Genomic DNA, 17,486 nt, shown 5'->3' with positions numbered 1-17,486 from the left:
TTATTCGAACCCAAGATGCCAAAAGCGAGCGAAAGGATTGATATAAAGTTTGGCTGAATGGTTTTTGAATTTATCCCCCACGATGCAGGCCCTTTTGGCTACGTGTTTTACGTGGGGTGTAACCGCTGCAGGGGCTGCATGCGTTTTTCTAACCAAACAGGTAAGCAAAATTTTCTTAGACAGTATGCTCGCCTTCGCTGGAGGCGTCATGATAGCCGCGAGTTATTGGTCGCTCTTGGCTCCAGCTATAGAAATGTCGCAAGGCAAAGGCGTCCCGGTGTGGGTTCCGCCTTTGGTCGGTTTTTTAGGTGGCGGAGTTTTTATGAGATTAATCGACAAGATTTTGCCTCACCTCCACAAGGGACTCAAGACTTCAGAGGCAGAGGGGATAAAAACTTCATTGCAGAAGACCACTTTATTGGTATTGGCGGTCACACTGCATAATATTCCTGAGGGCATGGCTGTGGGGGTGGCATTCGGCGCATTGGCTTACGACCTCCCATCGGCATCGCTCGCAGGAGCGATCTCGCTCGCTCTTGGCATAGGGATACAGAACTTCCCGGAAGGGTTTGCCATCTCAATGCCCCTGCGGCGAGAGGGGTTATCCCGATGGAAGAGCTTTCAGCTCGGACAGCTCTCAGGGATGGTCGAACCCATAGCCGGTGTCATCGGGGCTGCCATGGTATTGGTCGCCCAACCCGTATTGCCATACGCACTTTCTTTCGCGGCCGGCGCCATGATCTTCGTTGTAGTGGAAGAGGTTATCCCAGAGGCCCAGCGCAGCGGCGAAACCAACATAACCACCATGAGCGCTATGCTGGGATTTGCCGTTATGATGGTTTTAGACGTGGCTTTGGGTTAAAATACACAGATCGCAGAGCATAACTCCCCCGGAGAACCCTATGATGGCCTTAGATGGCAAAAGGCTTGGAGGCGATGTTTCTATGAAAGAGATGCCTCACACTCCTACCTGTTTCGTGTGCGGAGAGGCAAAGCTAAACAAAAGGACGCTTGGACTCAAGCTCTTTTGGGACGAGGTTACAAAGCAGGTGGTGATACCCTTTGTGCCCGACGAAAGTTGGTGCGGCTACGAAGACATGGTGCACGGCGGGATATTGGCTGCAATAATAGACGATGCCATGGCAAGGGCAACCAAAATGGAATCGCAAGACTTTTATGTCACGGCCAAGATGGAGCTACTTTTTCGCAAGCCGGTACTTTTAGGGAAATCTTATCGAGCCTGCGGCAAGGTGACGACGCAGAAGGGTCGCAAGGTCTTTACGGAGGCCGAAATTTTGGACGAAGACGACCTTCCTTGTGTCTCTGCCACGGGCCTTTTTGTGCTCGTCTCTCAACCTAAGGAAGAAACGAAAGCAGATACGGTTTAAGGTTCTTTATCGGGAGGCAGGATATGGCTAAGTTCGAAATCACCACAAAGGGCGGGGATAAAGGCACGACGAGCTTGGGCAACGGTACGCGCGTGCCAAAAGACGACCCTCGCGTCGAACTATACGGAACGCTCGACGAATGTCAGGCTCACATAGGCATGGCCAGGGCCATCTGCCCCTTTGAAGAGCTCAAGGCACGATTGCTGGCCATGGAAGAAGATCTAGGCCAACTGATGGGATGTCTCGCGCTCTACCCCGGCTTGGAGCTCCCATCAATTGCCAAACTGGAGGATATCGTGGAGTATGTCAAGAGACTGCTCGACGGCAAACCAGCCTTCGTAAAGCCCGGCGATTCAACCCTGGGTGCCGCACTCCACATAGCCCGCACCGTTGCCAGACGAGCGGAGAGATTGGCCGTGAGGCTTGTCCGGGTGAGCGAAATCGATGACGCTACATACGCTTACTTAAACCGGCTGTCCGATGCCATATACGCCATGGCCCTATGGGCCGACCGCATAGCCAGGGACGCATGATCCCCAACGGACGTCTTTTAAGCCCAACGAGGAGGTTGTTGACATGAAAAACGAAGAAGCTGTCCCACCTTCCGCCGATAACGCGGATCTGCGGCAGATCGTCTATCAGAAGATCCGCGACGCTATCGTGACCGGACTCATAAAGCCGGGAGAGAAGCTGTCTGAAGTAGAACTGGCTGACAAACTGGCCGTATCTCGCACGCCCGTGCGCGAGGCAATCAGACAGCTCACCCAGAGCGGGCTGGTGGAACTCGTCCCCAGGAAGGGAGCTTACGTCAGAAAACTCACCGCCGAAGATATATCAGACTTTTATGACGTGCGCCTCGCGCTGGAGCTGTTGGCAATAGAGCGCCTTTGCTCCAAGACGCCACCCGAAGAGTTAAAAGGTTTCAGAGAGATCTTTTCCTCCTTCTCAAGCGACGATCCGATGGAGTTCGTAAGACTGGACACGGAGTTTCATTCAACGCTCTGCGAGGCTGCGGACAATCGCTTCCTTATGACCATATTCAATAATCTCTACGACCTGCTACAGCTATACCGCCGTCATTCCATAGCGGGTTTGCCGCTGAAGACCTTGGCCTCGGAACACGTGGAAATTATCGACGCCATACTCGAGCGCGATGAGGAACGGGCCAAGACGGCAATGCGCGGCCACTTGGAACGGCTTCGAGATCTTCTGGTGGATCATTTTAAAAAGAATAAAGGGTAACTCATGTAACGCGCTCGGCTGAAAGAAGGCTTGTAAGAATTGAGCATAGGGTTTTTCTTCTACAAGCTTATGGGTTCCGCCATAACGCCGCCAGGCGTAATCATACTACTGCTTTTCGTCCTGGGGGCGGCACTCTTGAGAAGGCCGCGCCGCCCAGTCGTAGCAAGCTTTTTGCTCCTCTGCGCCGCAACTCTTTACGTCATGAGCACAGGGTTGGGGACACGATACATAGCAGCCCCCTGGGAGCAAGGAATAAGACCGAGCTTGCCTGAGGACGAAGAAAATGCCGTAGTCGTGGTCCTCAGCGGTGGAATGTGGCGCGGTTCGGCTCCCGATCAATTTGACCTGAGTCCCCACGGGCTTCAGAGGTTAGTCGGAGCCTGGGAGGTGGCATCGCGCCACGGATGGCCTCTTATGTTGTCGGGAGGATTGCCCAGAGGAGGCGGAATGTCCGAGGCGGAGGCGATGGCCCGCAAGGTTGCGCTATGGAGGCCAAGAGTGCCGACGATCGTAGAAAATGAGTCGCGCACCACATGGGAAAACGTGGAGATAGCCGGCGATAGATTGAAAGAGATGGGATATCGCAACGCGGTATTGGTAACGAGCGCTTACCACATGAGGCGGGCCCTCTGGATGGCCACGAGGAAAATGGAGGGCATTGCTATATACCCTTATCCTGTCGGATACCTCGCAGATCAATGTCCACTTGAGGCCATAGATTTTCTCCCCTCTGCATCGGATTTGGAGCTCTCGTTTTTGACCATAAGGGAGGCAATAGGCCTCTTGGGATACTCCCTCCTAAGGCTGTTTTAAGATTTCTCCTGGCCCAAGACATCGTCGCGGTAGCGCCGCCAAAATTGCCGCAGGCGATCGCGCATCTCCGCTTCTTTTCCCAACGAACCTGGGTGATAGAAATGCCTGGGCTCGGGCAGGTAGTTTTGAGGGATCCAATGCCGCGGATCGTCGTGAGGGTATTTGTAATCCGGAGAAGTGGCATGAAGATGCGGAGGGACTTCCATCAAGTCTCCTCCTTCTACCGCAGACATGGCCGCGTCTATGGCTTTGTAGGCGCTATTGCTCTTCGGAGCGCTGGCCAGGTAAATTGTGGCCTCAGAAAGGATTATCCGGCCCTCCGGCAAACCAACCCAGTCCACGGCATAGGCCGCGGAGGCAGCTATGGCTATCGCCAGCGGATCGGCCAATCCCACGTCTTCAGCAGCCAATATCAGCAATCTCCTCGCTATAAAGCGCACGTCTTCGCCCGATGCGAGCATGCGGGCGAGCCAATACACCGCTGCGTCCGGGTCGGAGCCGCGCACGCTCTTTATGAAAGCTGATATTACAGCGTAATGTTCATCGGCAGCCCTGTCGTAGCGCTGCAAAGCCTTGGGGGAGAGGGCTTCGACATCGGCTGCGGTAATTTTCCGTCCATTTTTAGACGCCGCCACCGCCAGAGCCTCCAAGCGATTTAGGGCTTGCCTGGCATCGCCTGAGGAAAGCTCGGCTATGCGATCTATCGCTTCACCCTCCGCCTCTATTCCCAATTTGCCGAGGCCCCTTTCGACATCGGCCAAGGCACGGCGCAAGAGTTCGATGAGCTCTTCCTTTTTCAGTGGTCTCAGCTCTAAGACGATCGCACGGGAAAGCAGCGTCTTGTTTATTTCAAAGTACGGGTTTTCTACCGTAGTCCCAAGGAGTATCAGGTCGCCGCGCTCGACGGCCGGAAGCAGCACATTTTGCTGTTGTTTGTTGAAGTGATAGATCTCATCCACAAAGGCCAAGGGGGTCTTGCCGCCCCGAATCTCCTTTTCCCCTTTAGCAGCATCTACCAACTCTCGAAGCTGGCTTACCTTGGCCGTGACGGCATTTATCTCCAGCAGTTTTCTGCCCGTAACCGAAGCCATAAGGCGCACTAACGTAGTCTTTCCGCTGCCAGGAGGGCCATAGAGGATTGCACTAGGCACTTCGCCCGCTTCGAGGAGCCGTCTCAAGGGACGCCCGGGGCCGAGGAGATGCTCCTGCCCGAGGAATTCATCCAAGGTGCGCGGCCGCATGCGATCGGCCAGCGGCCTCTCCCAGTTCTCTTTGGGAGATGCCCTTGCTCTCTTCTTTTGAGGTTCTTCTTCCCACAACCTGCGCTGTTCTATCATTGCACCAAAATTCCCAGGCTTTCCTCCAAAAACTCCGGATCCGCCGGCAATAAAAACCCGCCGTTCCCCTCTACTACCTTGGTCATGGGGAAACGACTCCTCAGGAAGCGCTCAAGAATTTTAGGAAGAGGTTGCCACAAATCTACCATCTCAAAGTAAGGGTCGTTTAACCAATGAGACGCTTCGAGGCACAAGCCTTCAGGCACGGCGATGATGCCTACGCCAAGCGTAGCCACCATCACAGCCCACGAACAGGGTTTTCGAACGTCGCGTGGGATCTGAACCGTCAAGCTAAAGCACTTCTCCAACCACTCTCTCCCCTTCTTCGCTTCAAGCGGGTGATATTCCCACGGCGTCAAGGGCTCGGGCTCCTTCAGGGATCTCGCAAAATCCACAAGGGTGGGGTATGATGCCTCGACCCAATCGAGCCACTCCTTCTCCATGCGCTGCACGAGGACGGACCTCATTCCGGCCCGCCTCGCCCCGATCAGGTCGTACAGGAAGTCTCCAACGACTACCGTGCAAGAGGGCTCTACCCCCATAAGCTCCGATGCCTTCCAAAAAGCCTCCGGCGCAGGCTTTACCGGAACTTTTTCATCCCTCGTTATGACCACAGGAGGCAGAGCGATACCAGCGCATTTCGCCGCAATTTCGACAGAAGCCCTGGAGTTGCGCGATACGATGCCCCAAGGAACATTTTTCTCCTCAAGCCAAGACAAGAGCTCTAAAGAGCCCGGTACAGGTTGAGCCTTGCGAGACCCATCCGTTTCGATCTCCTCGAGGCAACGCCCAATCTCTGCGCGAACTTCTTGAGGCAGCGACTGCATCACTTCGAGGAGCATCACCCGCTTACCGCCAAAAAAACGCTTATAAATTGAAGAAAAATCGAGCTTCGTTTCGACCACTACGCCGTCCCAGTCCAAAATGAAGGCACGAGAAAAAGCCGGATGCCAAAAAGGCGGTGATATGCTCAATAGATTGTCCTCCTCTTTGAGCTTTTTCGCATATAGTGTAGCATCTATTTCTCAGCGCTTCCACTGCAAGCTTCCTCCGCTGCGAGAGAACCAAAGAGCCTGCTCATGATTGAGATATGTGGCCGTCACGTATGCCCAGCATATCCGGATAGGGAGAGCGCAAGACGGAGTTTAGGCAGAAGGCTCCAAAAAGGGGTTTTCGTCTGCTCGTCTTTACGGGCTCGCTTTTGATGAGGAAGGACTCTACGAAGGTATAATCTTTTTCAAGGGAATCGAAATGGGGAGGAGTTTTTGACCGAACTCCTCCCCAAAATTTTAAAACCCCGCTGTGCCGTGCCAGGAAGGCCTTGACCCGATCCTCAAGAGGTTTGAGGCTTACCTGCCCTCAGCTTCGATGGCGCTTTTGCGCCTTCTCTACCGGGCAGGAGCTGCCTCCTTCGGGTAGGTGTTGGCTCAAGGCTCTTCAGTTTGGCACGTACACCGCAGGGCTCTCTGCCATGCATATTATATCATAACCGCGCTATCATTGCCACTCTTCCACCAAATCTGAAAACACTGCAGCGCTGCTTTTGCCCGCTCCTCGCATCGCGCGGTCAGTCCCTCGCTAAAATCAAAGGAGTCGCCCTCCACGCTCAAAAGGTATGCCTTAGGCGCATGCCCTGCAAAGCTTTGAGCGAGTCCCAAAAGCCACTGGGGAGAGACGGAATGTAGCGTCAGTCCCTCCGGATCGGAGGAGACACAGATGTCTTCCAACAGAAAACCGTCCTTCAAGGGCACAGCGCTTGCATCGCAAAACACAACTACATCGTGGTTTGCGAGATCCTCTGCGAGTTCCGGCAAGAGCTGCTGCCCAACCCACAGCTCCACCGCTTCTCCGAGCGAAGCAAGCCACTGAGCAATGCGCTCGGCCAAAAGAGGCCCTACGCCATCATCTCCGCGATACGGATTTCCATAACCCAACACTAAAACCTTCATAATCGACTACTCTTTACTGATCCTCCTCAAGCACTCTCCGTCGTGGGATAGCACCTCGAGGAGCAGGGGCATCTTACCCACGGCATGGGTGGAACAGGAAAGACACGGATCGTAGCATCGTATGACGTGTTCCATTCGATTCAATACGCCTTCGTCCACGTCTTCGCCTTTGATATGTTCTTTAGCCACCTGCTCCACGCCCTTATTCATGGCGTAATTGTTGTGTCCGGTCGCTACTATCAAGTTTACCTTGGTTATGGCACCTTTCTCGTCCACCCAATAGTGATGGATGAGCGTGCCTCGAGGGGCTTCTATTACACCTATCCCTTCGGGCCTGATTTCGTTCGAGCTGACCCTGAGCTCGTTTCCGAGCGTGTCGGGATCATTCAAGAGCTCTTCTATCCTTTCAAGGCCGTAAAGCGCCTCTATTAGGCGCGCGTAATGGTAATAGAGGGTGTGGGGCACGATGCCGTCTTCAGAAGCCTGTCTGAACACCGAAAGCTCAGCGGACGCTTCCGGCGTGGAGATATCGTCGCACGCATTGACCCTGCCAAGGGGCCCCACACGGTAGCTACCGTGTGGAAAACCTAAGGGCTTGTAATAGGGGAACTTAAGGTAACTCCACGGCTCCACGTGCTCGCCTATGTAGCTCAGATAATCAGAGCACGCAAACTCGTCTATAACCCTTCCCCGAGGACCGCGGATGCGGATGTTTCCGTCGTAAAGCTCAAGCATGCCGTCGCGCACGAGCCCCATATAAGCAGTGCTGACGGTAGCAAAGCTCTTGGCCTCAGCGGCGTGTTCTTTTAGGTAGCCCTTGATCAAAGCGATGGCCTCTTTGGCAATAGCCTTCATCTGTGGGATTTGCCCCAAGATCTCATCGCGCTCATCCCGCTTTAAACCGCGATTCACGCCGCCCGGTATGCTATGCCAGGGATGGATCTTTTTGCCCCCCAACGTCTTTATGATCTCTTGGCCGAACTTGCGCAGGACTACGCCTTTTTTCGCCAGCTCAGGATAAGACTCAACTAACCCCGCCACATTTCTCACCGCGGGATCGGCATCGAAGCCGAAGAGTAGGTCAGGGCTCGACAGATGGAAGAAACTCAAGGCGTGTGATTGAACCACCTGCCCCATATGCATGAGCTCTCTCAAATTTTTAGCCGTTTTGGGGATTTCCACGCCCAATATGTCGTCACAGGCCTTAGCGGAGGCGAGGTGATGGCTCACTGGGCATATGCCACAAATCCTGGGAGTGATGACAGGCATCTCACGAAAATCCCGCTCACGGCTGAACAGCTCGAACCCCCTGAACTGCGTGACATGGAAGCGAGCATTTTTGACCTGGCCTTTGTCATCAAGCTGCACCGTTATCTTGCCGTGCCCCTCGATGCGCGTCACAGGATTAATCTCTATCTTGCGGCTCATGGGACATTCCTCCTAATCATATCGCATCATTTCGACGGGCACTTTCGGTACGCGCCCTTCAAGCAATTCAGCGAAGACGTAATATATCGTGTCGGCATCAGGCGGACAACCGGGCACATATACGTCAACCTTTACGGCTCTGTCCACGGGAAGCGCCTGAGGAAGCAACTTGGGCACATCCTCGTGAGGAATCACCCCTTCGGGATTGACGGTGCTGGCCGTGTTGACATAGCCCTCCTTCAGCGTCAACTCAGGGGTGGTAAAGTTGCGCATGCAGTTTATGCCACCGAAGACAGCACAATCGCCCCAGGCAACCAATATCTTGCACCGCTCTCTCATTACTTTGGCCAAATGTAACTCCTCTTCATTGCCCAGCGCACCCTCGATGACGCCGACATCCACCTGAGGGATCTCTTTTATATCTGTTATAGGGGTGGCGGTGAGCTCGGCACGCTCCAGGAGCCCTATAATTCGCTCATCTATGTCGAGGAACGACATATGACAACCCGCACACGCCTCAAGCCATACACTTGCTATCTTTGCCTTCCCCATCGCCTAATACACCTCCTGAAGCAGAACCATCCGCGCCTTCGCCGATGGCACCTTTTGAGCGAAGATTGCCTCGCAAGGAGGCACTTGTGCCTTGCCTATCGTCACGCCGAGATTTTTCGCCATCCCATCGAGCACGTAAGACAACGGGCGCATTTCGGCAGGCGGCGGAACTATGACATTGAGCCTGCGCGTCTCTCCCTCTATAGTGCAGAAGTGCCCACTGCGCTCGTACCACGCCGGCGCCGGCAGTATGACGTCGGCCAAGTTGACCAGAGGGCGCACCATATACGGAACTTGAACAGCCACAAACTTTGTGCTCGATATGGCGGCCAGTGATGCGGCGTCCTCCGGTATCATACCTGTAGAGAACACATACAGAAAATCCAGATCTTTCTTGCCAAGCCATGCCTCTTCGCTCACGATTGTGTTTATCGCTCCAAGTGCATTGCCGCCGAACAAGAGGGGCACAACGCCCAACCCGTCATCGAAGAACGCCTGAGACGCTATGGCCAAGTTGGCAGCCGCCGTGACCATCCTGTGGTTTTTGGTCAAATTTTTGCCAAGGACGAAAACTGGACGTTTGGCCTGAGAGAGCTTCATGATGAGCTCTTCCAAGCTTTTTTTGTCCACATCGAAGGCAGAAGCGGCACTGTCCAGCGCTTCCCTGTACGAAGACAGCAGGTCTTCACTCGCTTCGTATTCCTTCTCCTCCCCACGCGCGGTTGACTGCGCCAGCGCCGCCACAGCTTGAGCCAAAAGCTCGATAGCGCGTAGGCCTTCATCGTTTTCCGGCAGACGGACGCTCAGATCCGTAATGCCTGGGAAGGGATCGAGGTATGAGGATGCGTTCACCAGATAAGCACCATTATGTAGGGTCGCCACGCGGATGTAGCTCGCAACAACCGGCGCCTCTCTCTGCGGGTCAGCGGAGAGCATCATTATTAAATCGCTGTTCAGGATATTCTTGGCTGCGGTGAATGGACAGATGCCCTGCTCGCGGAAAGGAGCAAAACCTTTGATGAAACCCCTCATGACGTCGCCATCAAAGGCGTCCACATTATCTATGCCGAGCGCGTTTCTGAAAAAGGCAGAAAACAGCGTGAGTTCTTCGTCTGTGCAGAGGCTCGAAAGAAGCGCTCCTGCCCTGCCGCTTTTCTGGGCTTCTCCAAGTTTTGCAGAGATCAGATTGAGGGCCTCTTCCCAACTGGCTTCGACATATTCAGCTCCACGGCGTACAAGGGGGGTCAATATTCGCTCTCTCTCAGTGGCTTCCGGGAGCCACCAACGGCCCTGATAGCAAAGCTGGCCGCCATCGGGTCCCTCGAGATTTGATCCTTCTACCCGCACTACGCTTCCGGTGCGGACGTAAGCCTTAATTTGGCATCCGACTGAGCACAAGGGGCAAATGCTTTCCACAACCGCATCGCATTCATTCCTTCGCCCTCTATAGACGAAGTCTCTTATCGTTATAGTGCCCGTAGGGCAGACTTGAGCGCAGGCGCCGCACTCTACGCAGCTCTCGCTTTCACCCAACTTTTGGCCTAGGTCGGAAACGACTTTCGCCTGCCATCCGCGCTTCTCAAGGTCCAGAGCGTGGGCACCGACCTTTTCAGAGCAGACCCTTATACAACGAAGGCAGAGTATGCAGCGGTTGTGGTCCATCATTATGTCTTCATTCGTCGTATCGACGTCGAACTTGGAGTACAGATAAGGGAAACGGACCGAATCCATACCGTGCTCTATCGCCAGCTTTTGGAGTTCGCAGTCGCCGCTCTGTGAACAATACATGCAGAAATGGTTTCTATCGGCAAAGAGAAGCTCCAGGATCTGACGCCTGTAGTCATGCAACTTCGGACTCTTTGTGATTATGGCCATGCCATCCTGCGCAGGAGTGGTACATGAGGTGAGGAGCTTGTTGCTCCCTTCTGTCTCTACGACGCACATACGACAAGAGCCTATCGGAGAGAGACCTTCGAGAAAGCAAAGCGTCGGAATGTAGACATCGTTTTTGCGGGCGACCTGAAGCACGGTGTCTCCGAGCTCCCCCTTGCACGTCTTTCCATCTATGGTAAGGGTAATCTCTTTCATCTTCGCCTACCTCCTAAGCGGCTAAATCTTCTCAACAGCGTGGAACGGGCACACTTCGATGCACGTGCCACACTTGATGCAGCGATCTTGATCTATAACGTAAGGAGTGTTGCGGTCACCGCTTATACACCCGACCGGGCAATTGCGGGCGCATATTCCGCACTTCCGACAACGCTCCGGGTTTATCGTGTAGCGGATGAGCGCGACGCAGGCTTTGGCCGGGCAACGCTTCTCGAGGATGTGCGCCTCATATTCGTGTCTGAAATAGCGAAGTGTGGTCAAAACGGGGTTTGGAGCCGTCTGACCAAGACCGCAGAGAGACATCTCTTTGACCATCTGGGCGAGCTTTTCGAGTTTGTCCAGATCCTCCAAGGTGCCCTCGCCCTTAGTTATCGCATTGAGCATGAGCAGCATCTGCTTTGTACCTTCGCGACACGGGCCGCACTTGCCACATGACTCGCGCTGAGTGAATTCGAGGAAGAATTTGGCGACGTCCACCATGCACGTGTCTTCGTCCATGACCACCAGTCCGCCCGAACCCATGATAGCCCCGGCTCCGGTGAGCGATTCATAATCTACCGATAAGTCTAAGTGCTGCTCGCTCAGACATCCGCCCGATGGACCGCCTATCTGCACAGCCTTGAAGCCCCTGTCTCCGAGAATGCCGCCGCCGAGTTCGAAGATGATCTCCCTCATGGTGATCCCCATAGGCACTTCGATGAGCCCGGTGTGTTTCACCTTGCCCGTGAGAGCAAACACCTTCGTGCCCTTAGACTTCGCCGTGCCCAACGCTGCATACCAATCGCTGCCATTTAATATAATGGGCGGCACATTGGCCCAGGTCTCCACGTTGTTTATGTTCGTAGGTTTGCCCCACAGACCGCTGTTGGCCGGAAACGGCGGCCTGGGTCTCGGCATGCCTCGCCTTCCTTCGATCGATGCCATAAGGGCTGTCTCTTCTCCGCATACGAAAGCCCCTGCGCCCTCTTTTATGTGAAGGTGAAACGAAAAACCGGAGCCCATTATGTCATCGCCGAGCAGGCCGTATTCCTCTGCTTGGGCTATAGCTGTCTTTAGGCGCTTTATCGCTAAGGGATATTCAGCCCGGCAATAGATGTAACCCTCGTCAGAACCGATGGCGTATGCGCCTATCAGCATCCCCTCTATGACGGAGTGTGGGTCACCCTCTAAGATTGATCTGTCCATAAACGCCCCAGGGTCACCCTCGTCGGCGTTGCAGATGATATATTTCTTATCCCCTCTCGCCTTGTGGGCGAACTCCCACTTTAGACCCGTTGGGAATCCAGCACCGCCACGGCCACGAAGGCCCGATTTTTTTACCTCTTCTATAACCTCTTCTGGCTTCATGGAGGTAAGGACTTTAGCGAGCGCTTGATACCCATCGCGAGAAATATATTCTTCTATGCGATCGGGGTCTATGAAACCGCAGTTGCGCAACACTATACGATGCTGCTTCTTGTAAAACGGGATGTCTTTATAGTGCGGAACCTTGAGCATCTCCTCCGGCATGGTATAGAGGAGCCTTTTGACCAGACGCCCTTTATAGAGATGCTCTTCCACTATCTCAGGCACATCCTTGGGAGTCACGCCGCAGTAAAACGCCCCTTCAGGATAAACTACGACGATCGGCCCCATCTCGCACATGCCATGGCAACCGGTCTCCACCAACATGATCTCTTTGTCGAGACCTTTTTTTGCGAGTTCCTCGCGAAAGGCTTTGAAGACCTCGCCCGAACCGCTCGCAGTGCAGCCAGTTCCGCCGCAGACTAATACATGAGCTCGATATATAGGCATCGCTTCACTTCCCCCTCAGTCAGTTCTCCCTATAACCTTATCAGCAACCACATTGCCGTTTATGAGATGCTCCGCTACGATACGCGGCACATCTTCAGGCGATACGTTGCCATAAGTGATGCGCGGCTCTCCAGGTCGGATTACATCTACCAACGGCTCAAACTGGCACATGCCTATACAGCCAGTGGTCTCCACCGCCACATCTTTTATTCCTCTCTTCTCTAGCTCAGCCAATATAGCGGTCATAACCTCGCGGGCCCCGGCAGCGATGCCGCAAGTGCCCATACCTACGATGATGTGAGTTCTGCCGCCGGATCGCGCTGCCGTCAGATCTTTTGCGCTCTCTTTTACCTTGCGCAGATCTTCAAGATTTCTTATCTTGGGCATACTGATCACTTCCTCCTAAACGAAGTATTGATAAATTTTCATCAATCCAACCCTTGAGCCACGCAGCCACTTCGCACGAATGAAGGCTTTCTCTATCCCCGAGCACCTTCACAATCTCATCGGAATCTAACTCAAATTGCCTACCATTTATCTTGTAACGAAAGATCCATCGCTTGTCTGGCCAGCCCAACAACAGCGTTATCAGCGTAGCTGCCAAATCACCCATAGGTGGACAATCTATGTGGTCCGTGCAGAAAGAGGCCATCACAGATGTGCCCTTGCCAGGCGATGAACGAATCTCAAAGAAGCCGCCACATCCTTCGGCTGCCTGCCTTAAAAAGGGAATGCCCAAACCTACGCGTCTCGTCTTTCGGCTCGTGACGAAGGGGTCAGAGACCCTGCTCAGCAGATCTTCGTCCATTCCCTTCCCGTTATCCGAAACTGTCAACGTGATTTTGTTTTCATCGAGCTTCTCCGCAATTTCAATGACGATCTTCGTAGCTTCAGCATTTACGGCGTTTTCGGCGATATCCAGGATGCTGTGCGAAAGATCCTCCAACATCAAAGGCAGCTTTCTGTTCCTACTGATATCTGTCGAGCACGGCACTCACTTTGTCCGGGGTCATGCGTCCATGGGTCTCATCGTCGACCATCATAACTGGGGCCAGTCCACACGCTCCCAAACAGGCTACAGGTTCTAATGTGAAGCGCAGGTCTTTAGTAGTCTCATTTTCATCGACGCCCAATATTTCCTTAACCCGCTCTAAAATTTTAAGACTGCCACGCACATGACAAGCGGTGCCTCTGCACACCCTCACGACATGGCGCCCTCTCGGCGTTAAATGAAACTGTGCGTAAAATGTCGCTATGCCATAAAGTTCAGCCTTCGGAACTTTGAGCTCTCGCGACATAACGTCCAGCGCCTCTTTCGGCAGATAGCCGAACTCCTTCTGTAGCTCCTGGAGGATTGGGATTATTCCCCCTTTGCTCCCCTTCCAGGGGGCTATAATCTTCCTGGTCCGCTCCGCCACATCCGCTTCCTTTACTATCGGGGCCACGATTTTCACCGTCCTTAAAAATTAGCTCATGAAGATGGAAAATTTGCGTCTATTGCTAACAAATGCCTCCGAATTGTGATTGATATCATATTCTCAAATCAATGTCAAGGACCCAAGGCCATAACACAGCACGCCCCCTCTCTCCGTTTAGAGCCAAACACAACTCGTCGAACGTCGGCGCATCCGCCAATATCGGCGTTGCGCACTTCCTTTTTATGTCGCAGAGGCGATGTGCGTCAGAAGACCTAATTATGGGAAGATTCGGAAGTTTTTTCTTCCAAGCCTCCGCCTCCCCTTCGCTCAAACGGCACGACAGCTCCAGAGCGTCCGCCTCTATATCCTCGGGTAGGATGCCCAACACCGCAGTATAAGAAAAAGAAGGGCGATCGAGATGAGGTAAAATCACCAACCCTCCCATCGAATGTCCTTTGCGGATGATCTCATCGACTGCAGCTTCTATACCTTGAACCAGCAGAATTTCTACTTCATCTATAATGTTGTTTTGCGCGTCTATAACTAACTGCATCCCAAAGATATCAGGCCTGTTCGGAATTCTGGGGAGTAAACCCCACGCCCATTCCCCAAAAGAGAGAGCCTTTTCGATTTCAGGAAAAATGCAGACCACGTGGATGTCTTCCCTCGACTGCACCTCCACACCCGGAAGCACTGTTATGCCTGCCAACTTTCCAGCCTCAATGAGGGCCTTAGCATTCCTCGCCGAATTGTGATCGGTTATGGCTATAAGATCTATTTCTTCCTGCCGACAACGCTCAATTATATCGGGCGCACCCATTTCAAGCTCAGCACAGGGCGAAAGTACAGTATGAATATGAAGATCTGCCCATAAGGGATGCATCTGGTCAATCTTTAAGCCCGAGCTCGTAGAGTTTTCCGCACAAAGGGTAGGCATCCAGGGCTGACGCGGCCAACGTTATCCCCTCTTGGCGACACCTATCCACCAGCTCAGGCGAAGGCACGCGACCAGAAGCTAACAGGATAAAGGGGATCTCTTTCAAGACGGCCACGGCGGCTACGTTAACGTGGTTTTGTACTGTGATCCATATGTTCCCCTCTCCGGCGACCTTCATCACAAAACTCAGAAGGTCTCCCACTACCCCCCCGGATAACGCTCTTCCCAAATCCCCTTCGACGTGAATTTCGAGGTCAAGGCTACGAAAGACTTCCGATATTTTCAATGTTTATCCTCCACCACGGTGTGCACGAGCCTGCGTGACAAGAGAAGCAGCTCCTCCGCCAATCCAGAGATTCGCTTCCTGAGCTTAAATATACAATCTTCCACTTCGCCTCGACCGCGAATGATATCCTCGGCCATGGCTCTACAGGAAGGACGCCCGCAAGCGCCACAGTCGATGTGCGGCAACTCCGCATAAACGGCGTTCATCTCCTTCAACTTTTCCATGGCTTGAGAAATTTCTTCACCCAAGGGCAAGCGGTTGATCGGCTCTATTGTCCTCTGCAGCTCCCAGATCCGCGCCCGATACAACTTCTCCAGCACCTCAATTTCACTGGCAGTCTTGTCCCATCGGACTTTCTGTGACCTAATTTTGCGCTGGCTCAGGAAACGCGATTCGGCGTTGCCTATTCCACCTATGCAACCGGTGTCGCAGATCCGCGCCTCTACAAACTCGACCTCCGCATGCAATCCCAATTCGACCTCCTGAAGAAGATCGAAGACGTTTCTTATCCCAGATACGGCAATGGCATTCAAGTCACGATTCATAAAAGATGCTACGTGAAGCGTCTCCCCGCCGAGCATACCCCACTGGACCCAGCGCTCCCCCTCTGCCGGAGCCTTGATTTCGGCTTTGGCATAACCACGGCTTCTTATCTCCTTGGCCAACCGAGCTACAGAAACGGCCCACTCCGCCGAACTGACTTCGCGGCCGACCGGATCGTGCACCATGGCTATCCTGGCAGGGCATGAAGCGGCCAAGACTACCGATTCCTTTTGCTGGGTTCGAATTCGCCACAAATCTATTCCAAACTCCAGCGGCGACTCAACTGGGACGAGATGTTTCAATAGTTCGGGAAAACGAATCTGAACAAGACGAACAACTGCCGGGCAATATGTGGATATCAAGGGCATGTCCTTTGAATCTGCAGATTCGATAGCGCGAGATACCGCAAGCGCCGCCAAATCGAAAGCTTCGGAGTTTACTCCAGAGATAGGTTCTAACCCTATGTCTCTCAAAGGACCTATGAGAAAATCTGTGTTGGGGGGCCACAAAAACTGAGTACATAAACTCGGATCGACCATCAACGCGACCGTGTCTTTATTATTAAATATGCCCTCCCATGGATCCTCAGCTAATTGCAGCGCACGATGACGACAGTTGCGCAGGCATTCTCCGCAAGCTATGCACAACTCCTCGATGATATGAGCTCTTCCGTGTATCACCCTCATCGCTTCGGTAGGGCACGATTTTATGCAGTTTACGCAACCGCGGCATGAATCTTCCAAAACCCTTATTCCATGGGCCAAAAACTATCACCTCTCTATTACTTTATGTAGATAATAGATACTAATTTAGTCCCCTTGCCTACCTCCGTCTCTATTTCAAGCTCGTCGGAGTTGCGCTTGATGTTTGACAAGCCCATCCCAGCTCCAAAACCCATCTCTCTGATGTAATCTGGAGCTGTAGAATACCCTTCTTGCATCGCGAGCGATAGATCTGGTATTCCGGGCCCTTTATCGACGGCAATTATGGTTATTTGGCCTTCCTCGACCTTGAGAACCATGTGCCCACCGCCTCCGTGTATCACCAGGTTCATCTCCACTTCGTACGCTACCACAGCAGCCCTCCTGCAAATGCTGGAAGGCAATCCTAAGGTTTTGAGCGTCTCTTTTACGCGCTCAGCAGCCTCACCCGCAGCCAAGAAATCCAGCGGTTTAACCTCGAACTCCAACATAATGGGCTCACCCAAAATATTAAGACCGCCTTTGGAGAATTTTGCAAGGAAGAACGCCGGCTACATAAAGCAGGCCACAGGATTCGAACATGCTCTTGCATGAAAGCAGCAAGGGAATCTTCATATTTTTTGCGAGAGAGAGGGCTTCGGTGCCCGGACATTTTCCTCTGACGAAGACCACCCCCGGCATATCCATCATGCTGGCCGTTCTGACGATCTGGACATTGGTAAGCCCGGTGAGCAATAACGACCCAGGAGTGGCAAAGGCCAGCACGTCACTCATTAAGTCGGAGGCAAATGCATATTCCACCTCCACTTCATCTAAAAGCTCTTCGCCCCATAAAATCTCCGCATCTAAGATGTTCCTCACATTTCTTAGGTTCACCCAAAAACCTCCTCAGGCGCAGCAAGTTAATACCAACTTATGTAACACTACATCACAATGCATAATTACCTGCTGATGCCCAATTTGCAAACTTTGTAACTACAGTAACGAAC

General features: G+C 53.2%; 20 protein-coding genes and 1 other RNA gene. 5 read left to right on the top strand and 16 right to left on the bottom strand.

Translation table 11 applies throughout. The annotated features are described in order from the left end of the window. The first annotated feature begins 82 nt into the window (after window positions 1–82). The 5 genes from EZM41_RS11740 (at window position 83) to EZM41_RS11720 (ending at window position 3,443) form a co-directional block, all read left to right on the top strand. Window positions 83–862 carry a ZIP family metal transporter gene (locus EZM41_RS11740; RefSeq protein ID WP_198471281.1) on the top strand — a complete coding sequence of 260 codons (780 nt, stop codon included), beginning with the start codon at window positions 83–85 and terminating at the stop codon, window positions 860–862. An 82-nt stretch (window positions 863–944) separates the two neighbouring features. Continuing rightward, window positions 945–1,388: a PaaI family thioesterase gene (locus tag EZM41_RS11735; protein WP_232619341.1), complete on the top strand. Its 444-nt coding sequence runs from the start codon at window positions 945–947 to the stop codon at window positions 1,386–1,388. A 23-nt stretch (window positions 1,389–1,411) separates the two neighbouring features. Then, a complete protein-coding gene (locus tag EZM41_RS11730) occupies window positions 1,412–1,921 on the top strand; it encodes a cob(I)yrinic acid a,c-diamide adenosyltransferase (RefSeq protein ID WP_198471245.1) in 510 nt (169 codons plus the stop codon). Between the two features lie 43 nt (window positions 1,922–1,964). Then, complete coding sequence (locus tag EZM41_RS11725; RefSeq protein WP_198471244.1) at window positions 1,965–2,630, top strand: GntR family transcriptional regulator; 666 nt, start codon at window positions 1,965–1,967, stop codon at window positions 2,628–2,630. 39 nt (window positions 2,631–2,669) lie between these two features. Continuing rightward, window positions 2,670–3,443: a YdcF family protein gene (locus tag EZM41_RS11720; protein ID WP_198471243.1), complete on the top strand. Its 774-nt coding sequence runs from the start codon at window positions 2,670–2,672 to the stop codon at window positions 3,441–3,443. Here EZM41_RS11720 and EZM41_RS11715 read toward each other — a convergent pair. The 16 genes from EZM41_RS11715 to EZM41_RS11640 all read right to left on the bottom strand — a co-directional run bounded on the left by EZM41_RS11715 (window position 3,440) and on the right by EZM41_RS11640 (window position 17,373). Further along, complete coding sequence (locus EZM41_RS11715) at window positions 3,440–4,780, bottom strand: replication-associated recombination protein A (RefSeq protein ID WP_198471242.1); 1,341 nt, start codon at window positions 4,778–4,780, stop codon at window positions 3,440–3,442. The two genes, EZM41_RS11720 and EZM41_RS11715, sit on opposite strands and share 4 nt — an antisense overlap. Continuing rightward, a complete protein-coding gene (locus EZM41_RS11710) occupies window positions 4,777–5,754 on the bottom strand; it encodes an HAD family hydrolase (RefSeq protein WP_198471241.1) in 978 nt (325 codons plus the stop codon). The genes EZM41_RS11715 and EZM41_RS11710 overlap by 4 nt, the downstream gene beginning before the upstream one ends. Window positions 5,755–6,070: 316 nt before the next feature. After that, window positions 6,071–6,246, bottom strand: a non-coding RNA gene (gene ssrS, locus EZM41_RS11705) — 6S RNA. Between the two features lie 12 nt (window positions 6,247–6,258). Next, window positions 6,259–6,729 carry a hydrogenase maturation protease gene (locus EZM41_RS11700; RefSeq protein ID WP_198471240.1) on the bottom strand — a complete coding sequence of 157 codons (471 nt, stop codon included), beginning with the start codon at window positions 6,727–6,729 and terminating at the stop codon, window positions 6,259–6,261. Window positions 6,730–6,735: 6 nt separating this feature from the next. Further along, complete coding sequence (locus tag EZM41_RS11695; protein WP_198471239.1) at window positions 6,736–8,157, bottom strand: Ni/Fe hydrogenase subunit alpha; 1,422 nt, start codon at window positions 8,155–8,157, stop codon at window positions 6,736–6,738. Between the two features lie 12 nt (window positions 8,158–8,169). After that, complete coding sequence (locus tag EZM41_RS11690) at window positions 8,170–8,709, bottom strand: NADH-quinone oxidoreductase subunit B family protein (RefSeq protein WP_198471238.1); 540 nt, start codon at window positions 8,707–8,709, stop codon at window positions 8,170–8,172. 3 nt (window positions 8,710–8,712) lie between these two features. After that, window positions 8,713–10,797: a molybdopterin-dependent oxidoreductase gene (locus EZM41_RS11685; RefSeq protein ID WP_198471237.1), complete on the bottom strand. Its 2,085-nt coding sequence runs from the start codon at window positions 10,795–10,797 to the stop codon at window positions 8,713–8,715. Between the two features lie 21 nt (window positions 10,798–10,818). Then, the gene (nuoF, locus tag EZM41_RS11680; RefSeq protein WP_198471236.1) at window positions 10,819–12,612 is read right to left on the bottom strand and encodes an NADH-quinone oxidoreductase subunit NuoF; all 1,794 of its coding nucleotides are present in this window, start codon (window positions 12,610–12,612) and stop codon (window positions 10,819–10,821) included. Window positions 12,613–12,627: 15 nt separating this feature from the next. After that, window positions 12,628–12,999 (bottom strand): (2Fe-2S) ferredoxin domain-containing protein, encoded by a 372-nt coding sequence (locus EZM41_RS11675; protein WP_198471235.1) that lies wholly within the window; start codon window positions 12,997–12,999, stop codon window positions 12,628–12,630. Next, window positions 12,977–13,561, bottom strand: a complete 585-nt coding sequence (locus EZM41_RS11670; protein ID WP_198471234.1) for an ATP-binding protein — start codon at window positions 13,559–13,561, stop codon at window positions 12,977–12,979. The genes EZM41_RS11675 and EZM41_RS11670 overlap by 23 nt, the downstream gene beginning before the upstream one ends. A 19-nt stretch (window positions 13,562–13,580) precedes the next feature. Then, window positions 13,581–14,048: an NADH-quinone oxidoreductase subunit NuoE gene (nuoE, locus tag EZM41_RS11665; RefSeq protein ID WP_198471280.1), complete on the bottom strand. Its 468-nt coding sequence runs from the start codon at window positions 14,046–14,048 to the stop codon at window positions 13,581–13,583. A gap of 94 nt (window positions 14,049–14,142) precedes the next feature. Next, window positions 14,143–14,913, bottom strand: a complete 771-nt coding sequence (locus tag EZM41_RS11660; RefSeq protein WP_198471233.1) for a PHP domain-containing protein — start codon at window positions 14,911–14,913, stop codon at window positions 14,143–14,145. A gap of 4 nt (window positions 14,914–14,917) precedes the next feature. Next, window positions 14,918–15,253 (bottom strand): serine kinase, encoded by a 336-nt coding sequence (locus tag EZM41_RS11655; protein WP_198471232.1) that lies wholly within the window; start codon window positions 15,251–15,253, stop codon window positions 14,918–14,920. Further along, window positions 15,250–16,560 carry a [Fe-Fe] hydrogenase large subunit C-terminal domain-containing protein gene (locus tag EZM41_RS11650; RefSeq protein ID WP_198471231.1) on the bottom strand — a complete coding sequence of 437 codons (1,311 nt, stop codon included), beginning with the start codon at window positions 16,558–16,560 and terminating at the stop codon, window positions 15,250–15,252. Before EZM41_RS11650 ends, EZM41_RS11655 begins: the two co-directional genes overlap by 4 nt. Window positions 16,561–16,577: 17 nt before the next feature. Then, window positions 16,578–17,003, bottom strand: coding sequence for an ATP-binding protein (locus EZM41_RS11645; RefSeq protein ID WP_198471230.1), 426 nt, complete (start codon window positions 17,001–17,003; stop codon window positions 16,578–16,580). 4 nt (window positions 17,004–17,007) lie between these two features. Further along, the gene (locus EZM41_RS11640) at window positions 17,008–17,373 is read right to left on the bottom strand and encodes a transcriptional regulator (RefSeq protein ID WP_198471229.1); all 366 of its coding nucleotides are present in this window, start codon (window positions 17,371–17,373) and stop codon (window positions 17,008–17,010) included. Window positions 17,374–17,486 lie beyond the last annotated feature (113 nt).

The organism is Acetomicrobium sp. S15 = DSM 107314 (assembly GCF_016125955.1).
In the GTDB taxonomy this organism is placed as follows: Bacteria; Synergistota; Synergistia; order Synergistales; family Thermosynergistaceae; genus Thermosynergistes; species Thermosynergistes pyruvativorans.
This window is presented reverse-complemented; position numbering and strand designations above follow the sequence as displayed.